This window comes from Aestuariimicrobium sp. Y1814 (assembly GCF_050113895.1).
Lineage (GTDB): Bacteria > Actinomycetota > Actinomycetes > Propionibacteriales > Propionibacteriaceae > Aestuariimicrobium.
The window spans coordinates 109,744-130,138 of record NZ_JBNJRW010000010.1; the positions used below are offsets into that span (position 1 = coordinate 109,744).

At 68.5% G+C, this 20,395-nt stretch carries 22 protein-coding genes and 1 pseudogene; 9 read left to right on the plus strand and 14 right to left on the minus strand.

What is annotated here, in order from left to right; all coding sequences use genetic code 11:
• A complete protein-coding gene (locus tag ACQE3C_RS12095) occupies positions 1–687 on the minus strand; it encodes a cytidylyltransferase domain-containing protein (RefSeq protein WP_434539434.1) in 687 nt (228 codons plus the stop codon).
• Positions 684–1,667: a hypothetical protein gene (locus tag ACQE3C_RS12100; protein WP_434539435.1), complete on the minus strand. Its 984-nt coding sequence runs from the start codon at positions 1,665–1,667 to the stop codon at positions 684–686. The genes ACQE3C_RS12095 and ACQE3C_RS12100 overlap by 4 nt, the downstream gene beginning before the upstream one ends.
• A 101-nt stretch (positions 1,668–1,768) precedes the next feature.
• Here ACQE3C_RS12100 and ACQE3C_RS12105 point away from each other — a divergent pair, with 101 nt between their 5' ends.
• The 5 genes and pseudogenes from ACQE3C_RS12105 to ACQE3C_RS12125 all read left to right on the plus strand — a co-directional run bounded on the left by ACQE3C_RS12105 (position 1,769) and on the right by ACQE3C_RS12125 (position 6,403).
• Positions 1,769–2,737, plus strand: coding sequence for a glycosyltransferase family 2 protein (locus tag ACQE3C_RS12105; protein ID WP_434539436.1), 969 nt, complete (start codon positions 1,769–1,771; stop codon positions 2,735–2,737).
• Positions 2,734–3,801: an acyltransferase family protein gene (locus tag ACQE3C_RS12110; RefSeq protein WP_434539437.1), complete on the plus strand. Its 1,068-nt coding sequence runs from the start codon at positions 2,734–2,736 to the stop codon at positions 3,799–3,801. The genes ACQE3C_RS12105 and ACQE3C_RS12110 overlap by 4 nt, the downstream gene beginning before the upstream one ends.
• A gap of 71 nt (positions 3,802–3,872) precedes the next feature.
• Positions 3,873–4,397: pseudogene (locus tag ACQE3C_RS12115) on the plus strand (acyltransferase); the annotation flags it as partial.
• Between the two features lie 17 nt (positions 4,398–4,414).
• Positions 4,415–5,440, plus strand: a complete 1,026-nt coding sequence (locus ACQE3C_RS12120; RefSeq protein WP_434539438.1) for a prephenate dehydrogenase — start codon at positions 4,415–4,417, stop codon at positions 5,438–5,440.
• Positions 5,441–5,797: 357 nt separating this feature from the next.
• On the plus strand, positions 5,798–6,403 hold the full coding sequence (locus ACQE3C_RS12125; RefSeq protein WP_434539439.1) for a hypothetical protein: 606 nt from the start codon (positions 5,798–5,800) through the stop codon (positions 6,401–6,403).
• Between the two features lie 79 nt (positions 6,404–6,482).
• On the opposite strand, the gene ACQE3C_RS12130 is transcribed toward ACQE3C_RS12125, so the two are convergent.
• Complete coding sequence (locus tag ACQE3C_RS12130; RefSeq protein WP_434539440.1) at positions 6,483–6,896, minus strand: VanZ family protein; 414 nt, start codon at positions 6,894–6,896, stop codon at positions 6,483–6,485.
• 37 nt (positions 6,897–6,933) lie between these two features.
• Positions 6,934–7,548: a hypothetical protein gene (locus tag ACQE3C_RS12135; RefSeq protein ID WP_434539441.1), complete on the minus strand. Its 615-nt coding sequence runs from the start codon at positions 7,546–7,548 to the stop codon at positions 6,934–6,936.
• Between the two features lie 140 nt (positions 7,549–7,688).
• Here ACQE3C_RS12135 and ACQE3C_RS12140 point away from each other — a divergent pair, with 140 nt between their 5' ends.
• On the plus strand, positions 7,689–8,726 hold the full coding sequence (locus ACQE3C_RS12140) for a TlpA family protein disulfide reductase (RefSeq protein WP_434539458.1): 1,038 nt from the start codon (positions 7,689–7,691) through the stop codon (positions 8,724–8,726).
• A 168-nt stretch (positions 8,727–8,894) separates the two neighbouring features.
• Here the strand turns inward: ACQE3C_RS12140 and ACQE3C_RS12145 are convergent, their stop codons facing one another.
• Positions 8,895–9,560: an HAD family hydrolase gene (locus ACQE3C_RS12145; RefSeq protein WP_434539442.1), complete on the minus strand. Its 666-nt coding sequence runs from the start codon at positions 9,558–9,560 to the stop codon at positions 8,895–8,897.
• A complete protein-coding gene (deoC, locus tag ACQE3C_RS12150; RefSeq protein WP_434539443.1) occupies positions 9,557–10,282 on the minus strand; it encodes a deoxyribose-phosphate aldolase in 726 nt (241 codons plus the stop codon). Before deoC ends, ACQE3C_RS12145 begins: the two co-directional genes overlap by 4 nt.
• A gap of 134 nt (positions 10,283–10,416) precedes the next feature.
• On the opposite strand from deoC, the gene ACQE3C_RS12155 reads away from it, so the two are divergent.
• On the plus strand, positions 10,417–11,523 hold the full coding sequence (locus ACQE3C_RS12155) for an NADH:flavin oxidoreductase/NADH oxidase (RefSeq protein WP_434539444.1): 1,107 nt from the start codon (positions 10,417–10,419) through the stop codon (positions 11,521–11,523).
• A 38-nt stretch (positions 11,524–11,561) separates the two neighbouring features.
• Here ACQE3C_RS12155 and ACQE3C_RS12160 read toward each other — a convergent pair whose 3' ends face one another.
• The 6 genes from ACQE3C_RS12160 to ACQE3C_RS12185 all read right to left on the minus strand — a co-directional run bounded on the left by ACQE3C_RS12160 (position 11,562) and on the right by ACQE3C_RS12185 (position 16,986).
• The gene (locus tag ACQE3C_RS12160) at positions 11,562–12,230 is read right to left on the minus strand and encodes a DUF6320 domain-containing protein (protein WP_434539445.1); all 669 of its coding nucleotides are present in this window, start codon (positions 12,228–12,230) and stop codon (positions 11,562–11,564) included.
• A gap of 1 nt (position 12,231) precedes the next feature.
• A complete protein-coding gene (locus tag ACQE3C_RS12165) occupies positions 12,232–13,653 on the minus strand; it encodes an alcohol acetyltransferase (protein ID WP_434539446.1) in 1,422 nt (473 codons plus the stop codon).
• A complete protein-coding gene (locus tag ACQE3C_RS12170) occupies positions 13,650–14,621 on the minus strand; it encodes an alpha/beta hydrolase (RefSeq protein WP_434539447.1) in 972 nt (323 codons plus the stop codon). The genes ACQE3C_RS12165 and ACQE3C_RS12170 overlap by 4 nt, the downstream gene beginning before the upstream one ends.
• Before the next feature lie 4 nt (positions 14,622–14,625).
• Positions 14,626–15,780 (minus strand): AarF/UbiB family protein, encoded by a 1,155-nt coding sequence (locus ACQE3C_RS12175; protein WP_434539448.1) that lies wholly within the window; start codon positions 15,778–15,780, stop codon positions 14,626–14,628.
• Complete coding sequence (locus ACQE3C_RS12180) at positions 15,777–16,445, minus strand: hypothetical protein (RefSeq protein WP_434539449.1); 669 nt, start codon at positions 16,443–16,445, stop codon at positions 15,777–15,779. The genes ACQE3C_RS12175 and ACQE3C_RS12180 overlap by 4 nt, the downstream gene beginning before the upstream one ends.
• 169 nt (positions 16,446–16,614) lie before the next feature.
• Entirely contained in the window at positions 16,615–16,986 is a 372-nt protein-coding gene (locus ACQE3C_RS12185; protein WP_434539450.1) for a hypothetical protein, read from the minus strand.
• 204 nt (positions 16,987–17,190) lie between these two features.
• On the opposite strand from ACQE3C_RS12185, the gene ACQE3C_RS12190 reads away from it, so the two are divergent.
• A complete protein-coding gene (locus ACQE3C_RS12190) occupies positions 17,191–18,012 on the plus strand; it encodes a hypothetical protein (RefSeq protein WP_434539451.1) in 822 nt (273 codons plus the stop codon).
• Positions 18,013–18,020: 8 nt separating this feature from the next.
• Here the strand turns inward: ACQE3C_RS12190 and ACQE3C_RS12195 are convergent, their stop codons facing one another.
• A complete protein-coding gene (locus ACQE3C_RS12195; RefSeq protein WP_434539452.1) occupies positions 18,021–18,257 on the minus strand; it encodes a hypothetical protein in 237 nt (78 codons plus the stop codon).
• Between the two features lie 160 nt (positions 18,258–18,417).
• Positions 18,418–18,816, minus strand: a complete 399-nt coding sequence (locus ACQE3C_RS12200) for an SHOCT domain-containing protein (RefSeq protein ID WP_434539453.1) — start codon at positions 18,814–18,816, stop codon at positions 18,418–18,420.
• A gap of 290 nt (positions 18,817–19,106) precedes the next feature.
• Between ACQE3C_RS12200 and ACQE3C_RS12205 the strand changes: the two genes are divergently transcribed.
• Complete coding sequence (locus tag ACQE3C_RS12205; protein WP_434539340.1) at positions 19,107–20,348, plus strand: IS256 family transposase; 1,242 nt, start codon at positions 19,107–19,109, stop codon at positions 20,346–20,348.
• Positions 20,349–20,395 lie beyond the last annotated feature (47 nt).

Sequence of the window (20,395 nt, forward strand, 5' to 3'; positions counted from 1 at the left end):
TCACTTCCTCTCTCCAGTCAGAATGGCATCGGCGACTGACAAGTCGTGCAGCGTGTCGATGTCAACACCTTCGTCCTCGTCCATCTCGAACAACCCGATGCGGCCGCCCATCCGGTTCTGGGTCTGCCGGTAGATGGTCGTGCGGGTGACGTAGACAGAGCCGGTCTCGCGGTAGCGCCGCTGCTCGGGTGCCATGTCCTGGCGGCGTCGTCGGTGCTGCCAGTCCCAGTGGGGCACGGCCCCGCCAGTGGCATCCAGCGACCACAAGAAGGGTGGGCACGGCACGACGCCGACCAACGAATCGACCTGTTCGGCGTGGAGTTGGTCGAGGGCTCGCTGCAGCGTGCCGGCATGGCGAATCGGCGAGGTGGCCTGCAGGAGCATTGTCACGTCGGGGTCGGCCCCCCGTGAGCGTGCGATGTCGTCCAGGGCATGCAGCACGACGGGCTCGGTGGCGGTGCTGTCCTGGGCAAGGTCTGTGGGGCGGTGGATCACCGATGCCCCGGCCCTATCGGAGACCTCCGCGATCTCGTCGTCCTCGGTGGAGACGAACACCTGCAGGTCGGCCACGGCGAGCGCTTGCTCGATCGTCCACACGATGAGCGGTTTGCCGTTGAGTGGCTGCAGGTTCTTGCGGGGGATTCCTTTGGAGCCGCCGCGGGCGGGAATGATGGCCACCGCCGTCATGCCGCAGACCTCCTGTTCGCCAACTGCCAGTACCTTTCACGCTCGGGAAGAAACCCCGGGCGTGAGAGTCGATGCTGCTGGGGATCCATCACCTGCACCTGGGAGGCGTAGGCCTGGATGAGTCGGAATTTCTCGGCGACATCCACGGGTAGGAAGAACTCGACAGGGGTGAGCCCCATGCGGGTCAATCGGGCCACCTCACTGTCAGCTGGCTGCGCCCACAGGTAGGGCAGGTCTTCATAGAGCACCACGCCAACCCCGGGCCGCGACCCGGCGACCTCGAGCACCGCATCACGCACGGCCACGTGGTCGTTGTTGACGGCCAGTCCCTTGCGCTGGGCAGCAGCCCGGCGGCGCTGGTAGTCACGGTGCAGACATCCCCTGAGCACATCCTTGGCAGCCGCCAGTGTGCGCGACACCGGCGATGCCGGCTCGGTGGATGCGGAGCCAGGTTGCGGGTTTGCCCCCTCCTGCGTGGGGCGCGAGGAGTCGGCAGGAGCCTCATGGTGTCGCCGGAAACGGTCCCACACGGCCGGGCGAACCTGGACCCCGGCGCAGGCTGGCGCCAGAACGGTCCCCCCGGGGTGCTCGTCGAGCCAACGCCCCAGTTCGGTCCTCAGCCCGACCAGGTCGGCGGTACGCCGTGCGGGGTCGGTGTAGGGGCCGTCCAGATAGGCGAGGTGCCGGACGGTGGCCTGTGAACCCGCGAACGCGGCCCTGTCCTCGCCGCGGCGGGTCGCCAAGGCGTCCGCGGAGTCCCGAAACCCGCAGCTGTCGTCCCAGGCAGTCGTCACGGGAATGGTGGGTTCACCGGCAAAGACCGTCCACACCTCCAGCGGACGTGCCAGCACTGGTGCACAGGCGCTGAAAATGACATCGTCCAGATGTGGTGAAAGCGCGAGCAGCGGCCCAGCTGCGGGATCGGTCAACAGCAGCTCGGCATTGAGGGGTCGGGTGGCGGGTGCATCCGACGTGGTCACTGGGACAGGCTATCCCGAATCCCTAAGAAGACCAGTGCAGCCCATTGGAGTCTCAGTCGACCGTCAGACGATAGATTTCTCGAGTCGAAAGGGGGAGTGGGGTGAATGGACGAGACGCGATCGAGGTGCCCAATGAGCCGGACGTGTCCGTGATCATTCCCTGCCACAACTCGACCCGAACGATCGGACTGCAACTGCAGGCTTTGTCGCAGCAGGAGGGCGGGCCCCGGTTCGAGGTGGTGCTCGTGGACAACCTGTCCACCGATGACCTGGCTGCAGCCACGAAACCATGGCGTGAGCGGCTGGATGTGCGTGTGGTCGCGGCGGACGCGATGGCGAACCCAGGCTATGCACGCAATGTGGGCGTAGCCCATGCCCGTGCCCGGGTCGTGGCCTTCTGCGACTCCGACGACTATGCCTCACGGCAGTGGGTGCGTGAAGCGGCCAGTGCCGCCGAGCAAACCCCGGTCACCAATGGTGGGGCGACGCCGATGCCCGAGGCTGAGTTCGGCCTGGGTGCTGAGCACCTGGATGGACTCCTCGAGGCAGAGCCGATGATGACAACGCTCGAGGTGCCCGGCGCTGCGGTGGCCTACCCGATCCTGCTCGGCGGTTCCTGTGTCATGCGCCGCGACGTGTATTTCGACGTCGGCGGGTGTGACGTCTCTGCCCCCTACGGTGTTGAGGACAACGACCTGGCGCTGCGTCTGCAGGCCGCTGGTCACGTGATTGCCCGCGCCCACGCGATGAAGCTTGCCTACCGCACCCGGCCAGAGGTCGACCAACCGCTGGGGCGCAGCTTCCGCACCGGCGTGCGGCACATGCTGCTTGCCCATCGACACCACCTGTTCGGGCGATCCCCGAGCCTCCCACGGCGCTGGTACTTGGGGCTTGGTCGCTGCGCGGCGGCCGCGGCTCGCATGCTGGTTCGTCCGTCATCGCGTGACTGGCGAAGCCTGGGGCAGCGCGCAGCCCTCCAGGCGGGCCTGCTGGTGGGGCACCTGCGCTACGGGGTGATCGGAAGACCGCCGCAGCCCCGACTCGGTGTCGGACTGGAGGGCGCGCGATGAGCAGCAGTCGATTCACTGAGCTGGACGGGCTGCGCGGCATTGCTGCCGTGCTGGTCCTGGTGACCCACTACACCCTGAACTTCGACGTGTTCTTCGTCGACCACCAGGACCTCCGCTTCACCTTCCGCTACGGCGGGCTCGGCGTGAATCTCTTCTTCATGATCAGTGGGTTCGTGATCCTGATGTCGACCCGGCGCTACAGCAACGCCGGTGACTTCGCAGTGGCCCGGTTCGTACGCCTCTACCCGACCTACTGGGCGTGCCTGGCGCTGACGATCGCCTTCGTGTTCGGGTTCAGGGTCACCCTGCTGTACCGCCCACTCTGGGAACTGGCAGTCAACGCCACCATGTTCCAGAGCTTCGTGGGGGTGCGGGACTTCGACGGTGTCTACTGGTCACTGGCGCGGGAACTGGTCTTCTACATCCTGATCGGGCTGGCGCTGGCGCTATTCCGCACAGTGCCTGAGTGGTTGGTCACCCGGGGTGCGCTGGTGTGGTCGGTGGGTGGGCTGGGCCTGATCCTGCTCGACCGGGTGGTGGACTCCGGCCTCACCCAGATCATCGTGGCGGCCTCGGTGGCCCAGTACGCCCCGCTGTTCGGCCTGGGCATGCTGCTGTACCTCAAGCATGCCGGGGGCAGGCTGCACCCGGTCTTCGCCGTCCAGGCGATCCTGGCGGTCGTGAATGAGGGGCTGGTGACGAACTGGCAGTCGGGTTTGCTGGTGGGCCTGGTGGTGGTCCTGTTCACTGCAACGATCCTGAAGCGGGATGTGCCGGTGCTGCGCTGGGGGGTGCTCACCTGGCTGGGTGCGATCTCGTACCCGCTGTACCTGTTGCACCAGAACATCGGCTACGTCGTGATGGAGCGCACCGTCGACTACGTGGGACCTTGGCCGTCGCGGGTGCTGGCACTCGTCGTGGCCCTGCTGCTCGCGTGGGCGGTCCACGAACTGGTCGAGAAGCGACTCAGCCGCCGCCTGCACCGTCGGATCAAGGATCGTCGCGGCGCCGCCGAAGCTGCGCATGAGGTGCAGCCGACGGCCCCGGCCAGAGGATCCGGGTAGCCACGATCACCCCCTGTCGCCAGCGGTCGGTCGTGTGCCAGACTGGCCGGACACTCGCGAGAGGAGAGCCGATGAAGCTTGGGTTCCTGCTGGAGAAGGCGCCGGCGCTGCGATTCCACGCAGCCCGACTGTTCATGCCGGTGGTGCGCTCCAGCTTTGGCAGGCTGGGCACTGGTTCAATCATCGTCAGCCCCTTGGCGGTGCGGGGAATCAGCCAGATGTTCATCGGTCGGGGCCTGCTGGTCCGAGAGCACGGCTGGTTGCAGACCGAGTTCACCTCCGCACTGACGATCGGCCATGACGTGTTCATCGGCTACCGCTGCCACATCCATGCCGTCGACGACGTCACGATTGGCGACCGGACCATGATCGCCAATGACGTGACGATCAGTTCGGGCAAGCACGGTGTCGAAGACCACACCGAAGTGCTGAAGGACGGCCCCATCGTCATCGGGCGCAACGTGTTCATCGGCGAGAAGGTGCTCATCAAGGGCGGCGTCACCATCGGGGACGATGCCACCATCGGCGCCGGGTCGATCGTGACCCGCGACGTCCCTGCCGGAGCCACGGCCGCCGGGGTCCCGGCGCGCGTGATCTCCGAGACGCAGCCGGCATGAGCGGGCTGCGCCACCCCAGCGACCTGAGGGCCTGGGAGAAGTGGGCCCGTGGCCGCGCTGGCGTGCTCGGCAGGCTTCGCGGAGTCAAGGCTCTGGTACGCCCCACCGACCCACCCCCGGCGACGCTGTGGCTGCCGGATGGTCAGGAACCGCGCGCACTGGTGATCATGGACAACCTTTCACCCAGCTGCAGGCTGGTCATCCACGACCCGCTGCGGCACGTCGACGACCTCTCCCGCGTCGCGGTACTCACCCAGGTCGAGGACCCCGAACTACCCGGTGGTGACTGGCACAGGGTGGAGTTCGTCGGGCCCTCGCAGATACCCGGGTCGGTCGAGCAGGTGCTCTCCCTGGGTGCCTTCAACTGGCTGTCCAGCCTGGTGGAACCCTGGGCCAAGGGACGGGGCATGCGGTTCATCGTCGTCCAGCACGGGCTGATGACCCCGTGGGCGCCGCCGCTGAACGACGGGGACCACCTGCTGGCCTGGAGTGAGGCCGACGCCCACTTCTGGAGTGCTGACCGGCCCTCGATCACCTGGGAGGTGGTCGGTTCCCAGATGCTGTGGCAGGCCGGGCACGCCCCCCGCGTCGAGCTGCGCAATGAGCGCCCGATCATGCTGGGGCAGTTGCACGGCATCGAGTTGCCGCGACTGGACAAGCTGAGGACCTACGAGAGGTTCTGCCGCAGTCACGGCGCTGATTACCGACCCCACCCGGTGGAAAGCGATGCACTCTCCCGCGCCGGGCACCAGTGGCTGCGGCGTCGGGGAGTGCAGTTCGAGGACAGTGGCCTGCCGCTGCCGGAACTGGGTCGTCCGGTCGTGTCGATCTTCTCCACCGGCACCCTCGAAGCCGCCCAGCGTGGCCTGCCCGCCTGGGTGCACCATCCGAACGCCCCGGCGTGGGTCCGCGACTTCTGGCAGCGCAACCGGTTGAAGGAGTACGGCGAGGAACCGACCCCGGCATGGGAACTCGGCGAGGAAGAACCAGCTGCGCTGATCGCGTCGGCGGTGCAACAGTGAGAGTGCTCCTCACAAACTATGACCTGAACGACCGCGCTGGTACCCAGCGCTGGGTGGGCACCACGGCCGCCGAGTTCGTCCGCAGGGGTGACGACGTTCGACTGTTCAGTGTGACCGGCAACAGCCTGTATCCCCAGTTCGCACCTCACGAACCCGGAATGGCCCACGACCGGCGCTGGTGAACCACAATGAGGCCTTCGGGCTCATCCGCAAGACGAGTATGCGGCGATGCATCTACACCGTGCATGGGTTTACGCCCCAGCAGGAGTGGGTTCCCCGGGGGCCGACGCCTATGTAGCCGTCGACGAGTTGACGGCGGCGCACGTTCCGTGGCGAGCAAAGCTCATTCGCAACCCTGTGGACCTTGATCAGTTCGCTGAGCGGGCGCCGGTTGGGGAGCGGCCCGCCCGTGCTTTGTTCCTGTCCAACAAGCAGGGTGCCGCTCGCCAGTTGATTGAAGAAGCGTGCCGGCTGGCAGGGCTTGAGTTGAGGGTGGTGGGGGGTGCGACCGCCGTGGACGACCCGGTTGAGGCTCTCAACTGGGCAGATGTCGTTTTCTCCATCGGTCGCGGGGTAATCGAGGCGATGGCCTGCAACCGCAATGTCTTCGTCCTCGACTTGTATGGCGCGAAGGGCTATGTGAATCACGAGAACGTGGAACGAATGCGCATGGACTCCTATTCGGGCCTGCTGGATTCCTCGTGGCCGGACGCAGAGACATTGGCCGCTCAACTGCTGGCGGGATATGACCCCGCCCTGAGGATGCGCAGCTACGTGGAGGCTGAACATGCCCCCGGGTGGTGGTCGACCAGTACCTGGACGTCGCTACCTCAGTCACTCGTGGCGCGAGGCTTGCCGGTCGCACGTGTCGGACCCTCGGCGGCCCGTTCACCACCCGTCGCACAGGCAATGCCGTTGGCTACCTCCGCCTGGGAAGGCCCTTGGAGGCCTGGAAGGAGCTGAAGGGGGCTCAGCGCATCCCGCCGCTGCTGCCCAAGAGACTTCCTGCGGGCGTGCGGCTGACGTTCCCAGAGGGTGGGCTCTAGTCGGACGAGTGCTCAGTCACGGTCAACGGGTCGGCTCCCTGGGCGTGACGACTGAGCCACCACTGGCCCAGCAGGGCGCCGACCAACCCGCCCAGGGTGTTGGTGAGCACATCGGCCACCGTGCCCTCGCGCCCCAAGGGCAACAGCCACTGGGCCAACTCAATGCTGGCGCTCAGCACCAGGACGCCCAGTGGGATCGTCCACCAGGGCAGGCGGGGGAGCCCCAGCCGCGCCAACAGGCCCAGCGGGACCGTCAGCAGGACGTTGAGGGCATGCGCGAGCAACCCCAGCGTGATCCACTCATTGCGGGGCCAGGCATAGATGTGCAGGCCCTGGTAGTAGACCCACACCACGAACCGGTTCAGCTGCCACCCGATGGGCAGCAGGGTGATCGCACCCAGCAGACTCAACGCGGCGAGCAGCAGCAGCCGGGTTGGGCTGCGGTTGTCAACTGCAGTTGCCGGAGCAGCCCGGGACGCCGATAGCTGCCTCGATGCAGGCCTCCTGGGCAGAGGTCAGTGAGCAGCTTCCGCCGCTGCCGCAGTTGCCCGGGATGGGCCCATTTCCGCCGTCACCGCCGGTGGCCGGCGTCTGGGTGACATTATTCACGTTGTAGCCCACAACCAGACCGCCAGAGCCGCTGCTGCCCCAGTCCTGGGTGACGAAGGCGTAGGTGCCGCTGGAGTTTGCGGGAACGGTGAACTCGTTGCCGAGGTTGACGCAGCAGGGACCAGCTGGCAAACTGCTCAGCTTCACGACTGCAATGTTCGCCCCGGGCTGCGTCGCCGCGCCACGCGTGAAGCTGGTGATCTCGAAGTCGAGCGACTGGGCCGTCGTGTTCGAAATGGTGGCGGTGTAGACCGAGCCGTCCGTGTACGGTGCCGCAGCGTTACCGGGCAGCTTGCAGCTGTGGCCGGTCAGGGTCACGGTGCCGGGCCCGGGGCTCACAGCCATCGCAGGCGATGCTGTGGCGATCGCGACGGCCGGGACGCTCCAGGCGATACCCGTCGCGACCGTACGCCGGCTAATGCCGGGGCGGGGGTTCTGGTTAGCAGTGGTCATGGCGCAACTCGATCCTATAGTTGAGAGGGGATCGTGGATGAATCTAGTACACCGTGTACCGATTCACACAATGGGGTTGGCCATTTCTCAGGTTCCGGACCGCGGTGCGCGAGTGGGCTGTGCGTAAGATCACCTGCGTGATGCAATCCCTCGGACTGGCGGCACCGCTGGTGCTGGCCCTCGTTCTGGCGCTGAGTGGTGTGGCGAAGCTCCGCAGCCCCCGAGCCGCCGCTGACTCTTTCGTCTCGCTACGAATGCCGCCGTGGCTGTCGAACTCCATTGCCCCGAAGGTGCTGCCCTGGGGTGAACTGGTGCTGGCCGTCCTGCTGCTGGTGCTGCCGGGAGCGTTCGGAGTCGTGGCGGCGGGTATCACCCTCGCCCTGATGGTGACCTACCTCGTGGTGATCGCCCGGGCACTGGGCTTCGACGAGCCTGTCGAGTGTGGCTGCTTCGGGGAACTCGGCCTCGGTGATGTCGACCGCCGGACCTTGTGGCGCAATGCGGTCCTGGTCGTCTTCGGGGTGCTGGCGGTGGTGGCCGCCATCCTCGACGGCAGGGCGCCGCTGCTGCGGTGGTGGCAGGCCGGCGCCGCCGACTGGGGGTGGCTGCTGGTCTGCGTGCTGGTCGTGGCCCTCGCGGTGCTGATCGTCGGCGGGCCCACGCCATCGGCTGCATCCCCTGGCCGCCGCCAGCAGGGCACTGCCCACGAGCCCGGGGCCCTCGACGACGAACTCGTCCTCGACTACCAGCGCCAGCCGACGCCGTTCGCCGAACTCGTCACCCCCGAGGGGCATCGCCCGCTGCTGCGTGACCTCGCCCGTCAGCAGGCCCTGTTGCTGGTCTTCGTGAACAGCCACTGCGCGCCGTGCCTGCGGGTCAGCGAACGCATTGACGAATGGTCCCGGGAGTTGCACCCGGCGGTGGCGGTGCGACCCGTCTATGCCTTAACCGGGCCCGAGGAACTCGACCAGTCCGACCCCCGCGTGGCGGCCATCGCTGACCGTGCGCTGTACGACCCGCAACACCGCCTGGCCCAACTGTTGGAGGCCCACGGCAGCCCCTCCGCCGTCCTGTTCGGCGTAGATGACATGCTCGCGGGAGGACCGGTGACCGGCGAGGACGCGGTCATCAGCTTCGTCGAGGAGATCCGCGCCGAACTCGCCTCCGCCCAGGGGTGAGCGCGTCGATCAGGGGTGAGCCTCAGGGCTGGTGAATCGTGGTGCCCCCGCTCAGGCCGCTCGACTGGGTGCTGGCGCCGGAACTGTTGCTGGGGCCCTGCTGGCGCAGGCAGTCAGAATCGCGGTGCGGCCGCAGTCCCTCAACCCGGCCGCACCGCGATCACCCCGTCAGGCTGAACCCAGCGCTTCCATGAACTCGGGCACCGAGTCAACCAGCAGGTCCGGCTCAGCAAGTACCAGATCTGCACGTGCCCCGTAGCCCCAGGTCACCCCGACGGCATGGACGCCGGCTGCCCGACCCGCAGCGACGTCGGTCTTCATGTCCCCGATGAACACGGCCCGCTCCGGGGCCACACCCAACTCTTCGAGCACCTTGTTGATTCCCTCGGGGTCGGGTTTCATGCGGGTGACGTCATCGGCGCTCACCACCAGGTCGAAGTACTGGGCCAGGCCCAGCTTGTCGAGCACCGCGAAGGTGGCGGCTCGCATCTTGGCGGTCACGATGGCGAGCTTCTTCGTCCGGGCGAGTTGGGCCAGGGCCTCGGGGACGCCGGGGTAGGCGGTGACCCCGTGGGTGCTCAGGCGGGGGTAGTGCTCGTGGAAGTGCGCCAGGGCCGGCTCGACGAGGTCGGGGTGGCTCTCACCGAACAGCATGGTGAAGATCTGGCGGGCACCACCACCGAGCATGCCGCGGATCTCTTCGGGGGTGCGGGCCGGCTGCCCCATCGCCGTGATGGTCTCGCCCACGCCGTGGGCGATCCCGGGCAGGGAATCGACCAGGGCCCCGTCGAAGTCCCAGATGATCGCCTCGACCTCGCCGAGCGTGGTGCTCATGCCTGCGCACCACCCGGGATCAGGCCGATCTCGCGCAGGCTGTCGAAGGCCTCGACGATCTGCGGGGTGGCCCGGGTGCCGATCAGTTCAGCGCCGGCCAGGATGAAGGCGTAGGCGTTCTGGGGTCGCGGGAACTTCACCCCGGCCACCTTGGTGCGGGTGGACGAGCCCGCCACGGCCCTCTTCATCACCAGGAACTGCTCCATCGAGGGGCCCTCGAACTGGCCCGAGGAGGTCTTCACGTAGTCGAGTCCGGCCTCGGCGACCAGGGTCGCGGCACGGGTGATCTCGTCATCGGTCAGGAAGCACACCTCGAGGATCGCCTTGGTGACGGCACCGCCCGCGGCGTCCTTGAAGGCACGCAGGTCCTGTTCCACGACATCCCAGTGTCCGCTGCGGGCGGCACCGACGTTGATGCAGATGTCGAGGGCCTGGGCCCCCTTCTTGACCAGGTACTCGGTCTCGGCGGCCTTGAGGGTGGTCGGCTGGGCACCCCACGGGAAGTCAACCCCGGTGGCGATGAGCACGTCGGAGTCGGCCAGTTCCTCCTTCATCACGTCGAGCCAGTACCCGCTGGAGGCGTAGAAGGCAGCGGTGTCGTACTGCTTGGCGATGCGGCAACCCTGGCGGATGTCGTCCTCGGTGCTGTTCTTCGGCAGCACCGAGTGGTCGAAGAACTTCCCGATGGTGTCCTTGGTGTGCGCTGACAGGTCGATGGCCATGTTGGCTCCTTGTGGTGGGTGCCCGGTGGCGGACCGCAACCCGGGCCGGTCGGCTCCACGGTAACGCGCCACCGCACGGCCGCCGCCCGTGGACGAGCGGAATAGCGCCCACCGCGGCCGCGTTTGATGGAGTCATGACCGATCTGTTCTCGCCGCTGGCCCTGCGCGGCACCACTTTTGCCAACCGGGTCTGGACCGCACCCATGTGCCAGTACTCCTGCTGGGACGGCGACGGAGTGGTCAACGACTGGCACCTGGTGCACCTGGGGGCCTTCGCCCAAGGTGGCTTCGGGCTGGTGCTGACCGAGGCCAGCGCCGTCTCCCCGGAAGGGCGGATCAGCCCCACCGACGCCGGCATCTGGAACGACGAGCAGGCCGAGGCCTGGGGTCGGGTGGTCGACTTCGTCCATGCCCGCGGCTCGAAGATCGGCATCCAGCTCGCCCACGCGGGCCGCAAGGCCAGCTCGTGGCCGCCCTTCCCGCAGCCCGGCACCACCACCCGTCTGGCCCCGCCGGGGCCCCGTGGCACGATCCCGGCCGCCGATGGTGGCTGGACCACCGTGGCACCCAGCCCGGTCGCGTTGAACACCTACGACGCGCCCGCTGAACTCGACCTCGAGGGGCTGGCCAAGGTCGTGGCCGACTTCGCCGCGGCCGCCCGGCGAGCGGCCGCCGCCGGCTTCGACGTGATCGAGGTGCACGCCGCCCACGGCTACCTGCTGCACGAGTTCCTCTCCCCGCTGTCGAACCGGCGCACCGACGAGTACGGCGGCAGCCCGGCCAACCGGGCCCGCCTGCTGCTCGAGGTGGTCGACGCCATCCGCGCCGAGTGGGACGGGGTCCTGTTCGTCCGGATCTCTGCCACCGACTGGGTCGAGGGCGGGGAGTGGGACATCAAGGCCAGCATCGAGCTCGCCCGTCTGCTGCGCGCGCACGATGTCGACCTGGTCGACACCTCCTCGGGGGGCAACGCGGCCGTCGACATCCCGCTCGGCCCCGGCTACCAGGTCGGGTTCGCCGAACGGATCCGCCACGAGGCCGGCATCCCCACCGGCGCGGTGGGGCTGATCACCGACCCGGCCCACGCCAACCAGGTCCTCACCGACGGCCGGGCCGACGCGGTGCTGCTCGGACGAGCGGCCCTGCGCGACCCGCACTGGCCGCAGCGCGCCGCCTTCGAACTCGGCGCCGACGACGCGGCGGTCTACCCGCTGCAGCACGTCCGCGGCGCCTGGCGCTGAGCGCCGGGGCCCCGCACCACTCAGGACCCCGGTCGGGCTCACAGGTGCAGCCGTTTGCGGACCTCGTGCTGCACCTCGGCGCCGTGGAAGACCTGCATCCACACCAGCATCGCGAACCCCATCGCCACCGAGATCCACGACGGCAGGGTGATGCTCACCCACCCGAACGCCAGGAACAGCGCCGGGATCACGCTGAACAGCAGGGTCAGCCACGAGTAGACCAGGTAGTCACCCGGGCGCATCTTCACGATCCGCACCGCCACCAGCAACACGATGATCGAGGCCCCGCACAGGATCGGGATCACATAGGTCGTCGACCAGGCCCGCCACCCACTGAGGTGGTCGGCGTAGACGCACAACCCGGCGAAGACCACCACCAGGTAGACGATGATCTTGGCGATGTTGCGCCGCTTGCGGATCGTGATCAGCGCCACCAGCCACAGCGCGGCGAAGCCCAGCACCATCAGCCGCACCCACGGCACCGGGATGAACACCATCGCCCCCAGGGTCGCCGCGATCACCACCACCGAGACCCACAGGATCACCCGCAGCACCACGTGCCAGTCGAAGCGCAGCGGCAGGTCCGGCCACGGCGCCCCACCCTCGTCCCCGGCGAGGTCGCCGGCCGCGGCCAGGGCCTGGCCGCACAACGGGCACGACGGCCAGTCCCCGCGGATGTCGGTGCGGCAGTCCGGGCAGTGGCCCACCTCAGCCACCCCCTGCCGGCGCCGGGTCCAGTTCGTCCTCGGTGACCTTGCCGACCGCCAGCGACACGTCGACGCCCCGCGCGGTCAACTCCCGGACGAACGCCGCCTGGTGGTCGGTCTCGACGAACGGTGAGGTGAAGTTCAGCGTCAGCACGTCACCATGGCTGGCCAGGCTGAACTGCGGCCTGGCCGCCGAGACCGCCAGGTGCACCGCCCGCACATGCCCGTCGACGTCGGCGGGGAACCCGACCCGTCCGATGTTGGTCATCGCCACCGTCAGGTTGCGGTTGTTGAGCCGGTTCACCGCCCCGAGCACCAGGTCCTTGACCGGACGAGGCAGTATCCGCGCCAGCGGGTGGTGCTCGAAACCGATCAGTTTGCGCAGCTTCGCCTCCAGCGCGGCCGGGGTGGTCTGGGCAGCCAACTGGTCGGCCAGTGAGGCGCACATCGCGGTGAAGTCGGCCTCGTCCTCGTTGAACTCGAGGCGGGTGGTGGCGAAGAAGTTGCGCGCTGAACCGGACTCGAAGCGCTGGCGCAGGTCGACAGGCACCGAGACCGCCATCGTCCGACCCCGGCAGGCCGGCCCATCGACCTGCCGGATCACGTGCAGGAACAGCGCGGTCAGCCAGATGGTCAGGGAGATCCCGGCCTCGCGGGCCAGCGGCAGCAGCTGGCCCACCGGCATCTCCAGCTCGATGACCCGGGTGCGGTGGTCGGGGGTGAGCCGCCCGCGGATGCGGTGCACCCGCCGCTGCCGGTCGCCGAACAGGTCCCGCGACAGCCCCACCCGCCGGCCGCCCGGCTGCTCGTCCGCCGTGGGTTCGGTGTCGATCTGGTCGGAGGCCTCCAGCGCTGCCGGCTGGGCGGCCTCGGCGAACAGGGCCGGCTGGCGGGGGTGGAAGACCCCGAAACTGTCCGGCGACAGGTCGTGCTTGACGCCGGTGGTCGCGGTGCTGCGGTCGGCATCGTCCGGGTGGCGCAGTCGCAGGTACTCGGTGACCAGGTCCTGCAGCACCCACGAGGCGCCGGTGCCGTCGGACAGGGCGTGCAGCACCTCCAGCACGATCCGGCGCCGGTGGTGCACCACCCGGAACAGCAGGTTGCGGCGGTCGTAGTGGTAGATGTAGTCGCACGGCGGCAGCACCTCGGCACTGACCCGGGGGCGCAGGTCGCTCTGCTCGAGGTAGTACCAGAAAATGCCGCGGCGCAGCACCGAGTGGTACAGCAGGTACTGGTCGTAGACCACGTCGAGGGCGTGTTGCAGCAGGTCGGGGTCAACCTCGTGGTCGACCTCGGCGCTGAGCCGGAACACCTTGGTGTCGACGCTGCTCATCGCGGCCAGGAAGATGTTCGAGGCGTTGTCCAGCCGCACCCAGGCCCGCCGCTGGTGAGCGGGGGCGCGTGGGTCGACCGGCTGGCTCACCGGGTTGCCGCCGCTGTCTTGGCCGGGGTGGCCAGGAACTCGTTGATCACCGCATGCAAGCGCAGCACAGGCTTCGCGAAGCGGGGCAGGGTCATGAAGCCGTGCAGTGCTCCCGGGGCGCGTTCCAGGCGGACGACGTTGCCTGCCGCCCGCAGCTTCTCGGCCCACGCCTCGCCCTCGTCGCGCAGCAGGTCCAGTTCGGCAGTCACCACCAGGGTGTCGGGCTGGTTGACCGGGTTCTCGGCCAGCAGTGGCGCGACCAGCGGGTTGCGCCGGGCGTCGGGGTCGGGCACGTACAGCGCCATGTAGTCCATCACCTCGGCGGCGGTCAGCCGCAGGCCGGTGCCGTACTCGCGCACCGAGTCGTACGGTGAGGTCTCGGGGTCGTGGTCGTACCAGGTCGCCGGGTACAGCAGCACCTGCCGGCTCGGCATCGGCCCACCGAGTTCGGCCAGTCGCAGGCTGACCGCCGAGGCCAGGTTGCCGCCGGCCGAGTCGCCGATCAGGGTCAGGGCCGAGGGGTCGTCGAGGTCGAGGGCATCGGGGTCGTCGAGCAGCACCCGGGTGACCCGCAGGCAGTCCTCGAACCCGACCGGGAAGGGGTGCTCGGGGGCGAGCCGGTAGTCGACCGAGCAGACCACTCGTCCGGTGGCATCGGCCAGCGCCGAACAGCTGGGGGTGTAGCTGTCGATGTCGCCGATCACCCAGCCACCGCCGTGGAAGAACAGCAGGGCGTCGTCGTGGGTCTGCTGCTTGGGCAGGAAGAGCCGCACCGGGATCTCGTGGCCGTCCTCGGCGACGATGGACCGGTCAAGGGTGTGGAAGCGGCCGGTGGGCCCGGCCATCCACCGCTGCAGGCGGCGCACCCGGGTGTAGTCCTCACGCATGTTCAGCCGGGGCGAGGCGAACAGGCCCAGCACCGCGCTGAGCACGGGGTTCACCGGCGGGCCGGACTGCTCGGGTTCCATGGCCCTACTGTAGGGCGGCCTGCGACAACTCCTCGCGCAATCTGGCCACTGAACCGGTGCGGCGGTCGGTGTTGTGGGCCAGGGCCCGGGCGAGCACCCGTTCGACCGCGGGCCAGGCCGGACGACCGAGTTCGGTGAACGGTCGGGGTGGTGCCGTGGTGATCAGGGTGAGTGCCTGGTGGCGTTCGACGGCGAGGTCGAGGTGCGGATGGCCGGTCAGCACCCGGAAGCCCAGGGCGGCGATCGTGTACACCTCGGCCGGCAGGTCGAGGTCGGGCAGGTGGCTGGAGTCAGGGGTGGTGTCCGGGTTGGCGAGCAGGGCGGCGGCCATCTGCGGGTCGAGGTGTTCACCGCCGGCGGTGCGTGCCGGGGGGCCGAGGTCGCAGTCGGTGATCGCGGCCAGGCCGAAGTCGAGCAGGTGGATGCGCCCCGCTGGCGTGGCCAGCACATTGCCGGGGTGCACGTCGCCGTGCAGCACCCCGCGGGCATGCACCTCGGTGTAGGCGTCGAGCATCGCCAGCACCAGGCTGATGGCGGTGTGGGGCGGCCGGTGGCCACGCTCGTCGAGGGCGGCCAGGTCGATCGGGTCACCCTCGGCGCAGCTGAGCAGCATGGTGCCGCCGGTGCCGCTCGGCTGGTGCCACAGCAGGTCGGGCACCGGTCCACCGGCCAACCGCTGCAGGGCGGTGACCTCCCGGGTGAACAGGTCCGGCCCCACGGTCGGTTCGTCGACCACCTTGACGACCGCCGTGCCGCCCCCGGGCAGTCGGGCCCACCACAGTTCGCTGTCGCGCAGCACCCGGATCGGGGCGGTGAGGGTGGCCTGCCCGATCGTCCGGTGGGGTGTGAGGCGGGCGACGAGGGCGGCCGCCTCGGCCTCGGGGACGAGCAGGTCATGCTGGGTCAGGGCCACCAACACGGCGAACGCCTCGTCGAGGGTGGTGACCGGGTCACGGTCGAACTCGCGGCAGTGGTCGATGATCGCGGCGGTGAGGGTGGCCGGGGTGCGGAAGCGTTGCAGCAGCGCCCACGCGTCGTCGGAGAGCACCTGCGGGGGCAGACGGCTGCCGCGTCGGGCGACCAGCACCTCGGCGCCGGTGGGGTCGGGCACGGCGTGGACGTCGTCGGGCAGGCAGAAGACCACCTCGGTGATGCTCATGGCCTGACCGCCACCGGTGTTGGGCCAGGGCGCCAGCTGCGGGTGTCGTAGCCGGACGAGGCGAGGGCGGTGAGCGCCGTCGTGGCGACGAGCTCTGGTGGGGAGTCGCCGCCGAGGGTGGCGCGGGCCTCGCGCAAGTGCTGGGCCAGGGCATGGCAGACCAGGGCCCGCCAACTAATGGTGCCGTGGTCGAGGCCGCGGGAGGCGATGCCGGACCCGACCTGCCCGGTGAAAGCCACCCCGTGCGCGGGAATGCCGGTCAGGGCCCGGTCGAGGGCCTCGGCGGTGGCGTCGGCGTCGTCGGCGGTGGGCAGGTACAGCACGACCTTGTCAGGACGATGGATTCCCCGCAGGGTCGCGCCCACCTTCCAGGCCGGGACGGCTTCGGCGATGGCGGTGGCGAAGATGATCGGCAGCGCCCGGGGCAGGGCGGCGACCGTGGGGCTGGCGTAGACCTTGTGCAGCAGGGTGGTGATGTCGGCCCCGGTGTGGGTCCAGCTCAGCCAGCCGGGGGAGGAGCTGCGGGTGTGGTCGGCCAGGTCGTGGCGTACCGACAACTCGGCGCGGCGCAGCAACAGCATCGGCCAGGCCGGGTCAAGCTCGGGTGGGACCGGGTGTGAGCCGTAGGTGTAGAGGAAGGCGGCCAGCGGGTCGCTGGTGACCATGTCTGCGGGGCCGGGGCCTGTCTGGTCAGGGAGCGGGTGGGGGAGCGGGACGGGGGTGGCGCGGAGTTCCTCGTCCGCCGGTGGGCTTGCCCGGCCGGTGAGCGAAGCCGCTCGTCGGGTGGCGCGTTGGCTCAGGTGTGCCAAACGCCCACCGGCCGGGCCGGACATGTCAGCCCCCGATGACCTTGCGGGCGTAGTCCAGTTCTTCAGCCGAGGGCTGCATCTTCTCGAGTTGCAGGTCGACTGCCTTGAGGGTCGCCAGGAGGTTCTCCTTGACGAGTTGCAGATCGGACAACTCCAGCCTTCCCACCGGGGTGACGATGGGGGTGATGGGTGTCGGGATCGTGTACAGGGTCGTGTCGTCGGCAGGCAGCGCTGTACCGCCGCCGCCACCGCTGTTGTAGCGACCCAGTGCGGGCGTGAGTGCTGCCACCTTGATGATCGGCGAGGTCTCGGGGATCGTGGGTGGGTTGGTCAGCTTGTCATGCCATCTGAACTTGGGGACCCGTTCGACGTAGAGGTCCTTGATGTAGTAGCCCATGATGTGCTCCTTGCGCAGTGGGCTTGAGGGGGCTGCCGCGGGGCGGCGCAATCCGTGGGTCGGCGGTGTGCACATCGCGCGGGCGGACTATGGACATCAGCAGTGCATGGCCATGCTGGTTCGAGCTTCCTCCCCGGTGGGGTGGCTGTCAAGAGTAACGGCGTCATGAAATGTGGTGAGCCGCGTCTTCCGTAGTCTGGGCGGGTGCTGCTTGTTCCCCAGGCCGTCATTGGCGGTGCCCTGCTGGTGATGCTCGTGTTTTTTGTGGTCGTCTTCGGGGCGACCATCTGGGGCGTCATCGCACTGGCCCGCATGAACGAACGCCAGCAGCGCCAGCTCGACTCGTTGTGGGCCGGGTGGGCGCGTGCCCGCGGCTGGGGGTACCGCGAGCAGTGGCCGCAGATGGTGGACCGCTTCAAGGGCCCCCCGTTCGGGACGGGGTCCCAGCGCAAGGCCAATCGCGGGTTCTGGGGCCGGTTCGACAACGTCGACGTGTTCGGGTTCCAGTACTCCTACCTGGTGCAGTCGGGCAAGAACAGCCACACCGTGCAGCAGCAGGTGTGCGGGGTGCGGTTCCCCGGGGCGGACTTCCCGCCGGTGCGGGTCACCCCAGAGACACTCTTCAACACCGGCAAGGACATCGACTTCGAGAACCATGCCTTCAACGCGTTCTTCCACGTCACCAGCCCGTCGCCGCGGTTCGCCCACGACGTGCTGCACCCGCGGGCCATCGAACTGCTTATGCGGACCAGCCCCGCCTCCGTGCTCTGGCTCGAGGGCGATGCGTTGCTGTCATCGATCACCGGTGACCGCGCACCCGCCCAGGTCGATGCCCAGCTGCGGCAGTTGACCGAGTTCGCCGGGCTGCTGCCGAACTTCCTGTTGAACCTGGTCGGCGGTGTGCCGGTCACCCCCGACCTGTCCGGGCCCGGGGTCAGCCACCAGGAGCAGCACCGCCGGATGCTCAACTGGTGGCATCGTCCGCAGTTGCCGCCCCCGCCCCATGGTGCCTCCCAGGGCTGTTGAGCGGGGCCTCAGGCTCGGGCGCGGGACTTGTTGTAGGCCAGCAGCAATGAGGCGACGAACAGCAGGCCCACCACGAGGGCGCCGATGATGGCAAGGGTGGTGTTGGTCTCGCCCCACCAGTTGAGGGGGAAGCCGAGGCCGTAGACCATGGCCATGACGGCGGTGAGGGCAGTCAGGGGTTGGCGGACCCAGGTCTGCAGGAACTCCGGGGAGCGGGTCGGGTCAGGTGAGGGGATGTTGGTCATGTCAGCGGCACCCTGATTGACAGTTCATGTACTCAATCTCACATGCCGGTGGGGTTGCCGTCTCGAGAACGATGGATATCGAGCACAGCGGTGGCAAACCGTTGGTAGTCGAACGGTTTGCCACCGCTGTGGGGGTGTGGCTCGGGGCTGGGGGGTGGTGTCAGGTGGTGGTGTGCGCCAGCGCGGAGTTCTTCAGGCGGGTGAACTCGTCCGGGGTGATCGCCCCGCTGTCGAGCAACTGCTTGGCCTGGGCGATCTCGGCCGCCGGGTTGGTGCCGGCGACGGACCGGACGTACGCCTCGGTGGCCTCCCGGGCCTCATCGGCTCGAGCGGTGGCCCGCGCCCCCATTCCCTTGCCACGGACGATCAGGTAGACCACGGCGGTGATGAACGGCATCCAGATCAGGAAGATCAACCAGACGGCCTTGGCGAGGCCGCTGAGCTCCCGGTCGCGGAACAGGTCGGTGATGATCGAGAACAGGGCCATCAGGTAGGCGATGAAGACGAACGCCGTGAGCATGAACCACAGCACGTCCCACGCGGAGGACAGGATTGACATGGGATTCCTTCCAGCCCGGAGGGCTTGAGGAGGCACTTGGGCCCGCGGTGTGGGGCCTGATTGGTGTAACGCAGTTTCAGCGTAGTGCTCGTGCTGGCCTGACCCGTCCCAGGGGTGGCAAACCGTTGGTGGTCGAACGGTTTGCCACCCCTGGGTGGTGTCCATGGCCGGGCAGGTGAGTTGAGTCCCAGATAGTGGTGTAGCGGGGCGGCCCGGGTCTGGACGACAGGGCGGTCACCGCGTGATCCTCGAGTTCATCTCTCACAACTCACTCGAGAAGGACCATCACGATGACCGCTCCACACATTGTCGACCCTGCCCGCGTTCTTGGCGAGCTGCTTACCGAGGCATCACCGGACATGATGCGCAGTCTGTTGCAGACCATGCTCAACGCCCTGCTCAGTGCTGATGCTGACGCGGTGGTCGGCGCCGACTACGGCCAGCCCACCCCGGGCCGGGCCGCGCAACGCAACGGCTACCGCCACCGCGCCCTCGACACCCGCACCGGCACGATCGACCTCGCGATCCCGAAACTACGCACCGGCAGCTACTTCCCTGACTGGCTCCTGGAACGCCGCAAGCGCGCCGAGACTGCCCTGATCACCGTGGTCGCGGACTGTTACCTCGCCGGCGTGTCCACGCGCCGGATGGACAAGCTGGTCAAGGCATTGGGAATCGACAGGCTGTCGAAGTCCCAGGTGAGCCGGATGGCCGCCGAGCTGGACGAACACGTCGAGCAGTTCCGCCACCGACCCCTGGGCGAGGCCGGGCCGTTCACCTTCGTCACCGCGGACGCGTTGACCATGAAGGTCCGCGAGGGCGGCCGGGTCATCAACTCGGTGGTGATGCTCGCGACCGGAGTCAACGCAGACGGGCACCGCGAAGTCCTCGGCCTGCGCGTCGCCACCAGCGAGACCGGCCCGGCCTGGAACGAGTTCTTCGCCGACCTGGTCGCCCGCGGCCTGAGCGGGGTCCGTCTCGTGACCTCCGACGCCCACACGGGTTTGGTCGAGGCGGTCGCGGCGAACCTGCCCGGAGCGTCCTGGCAGCGGTGCCGCACCCACTACAGCGCGAACCTGATGGCCATCACCCCGAAAAGTCTGTGGCCCGCGGTGAAGGCGATGCTGCACTCGGTCTACGACCAGCCCGACGCCGATGCCGTCCACGCCCAGTTCGACCGGCTGCTGGACTACACCGCCGACAAGCTGCCCGAGGCCACCGAGCACCTCGATGCGGCCCGGGCCGACATCCTCGCGTTCACCCAGTTCCCCGTCGAGGTCTGGCACCAGATCTGGTCGAACAACCCCACCGAACGGTTGAACCGGGAGATCCGCCGCCGCACCGATTCCGTGGGGATCTTCCCGAACCGGGGCGCAATCGTCCGGCTCGTCGGCGCTGTCCTGGCCGAGCAAACCGATGAATGGGCCGAAGGACGCCGCTACCTCGGCCTCGAAACCCTCGCCAAGAGCCGCATGACCCGCATCACCAACCAGCCCGAACAGGAGACCACCATGCCCGCACTCGCCAGCTAACCCCGCCCCACAGGATCACCAACCGCTACACCACTACCCGGGACTTG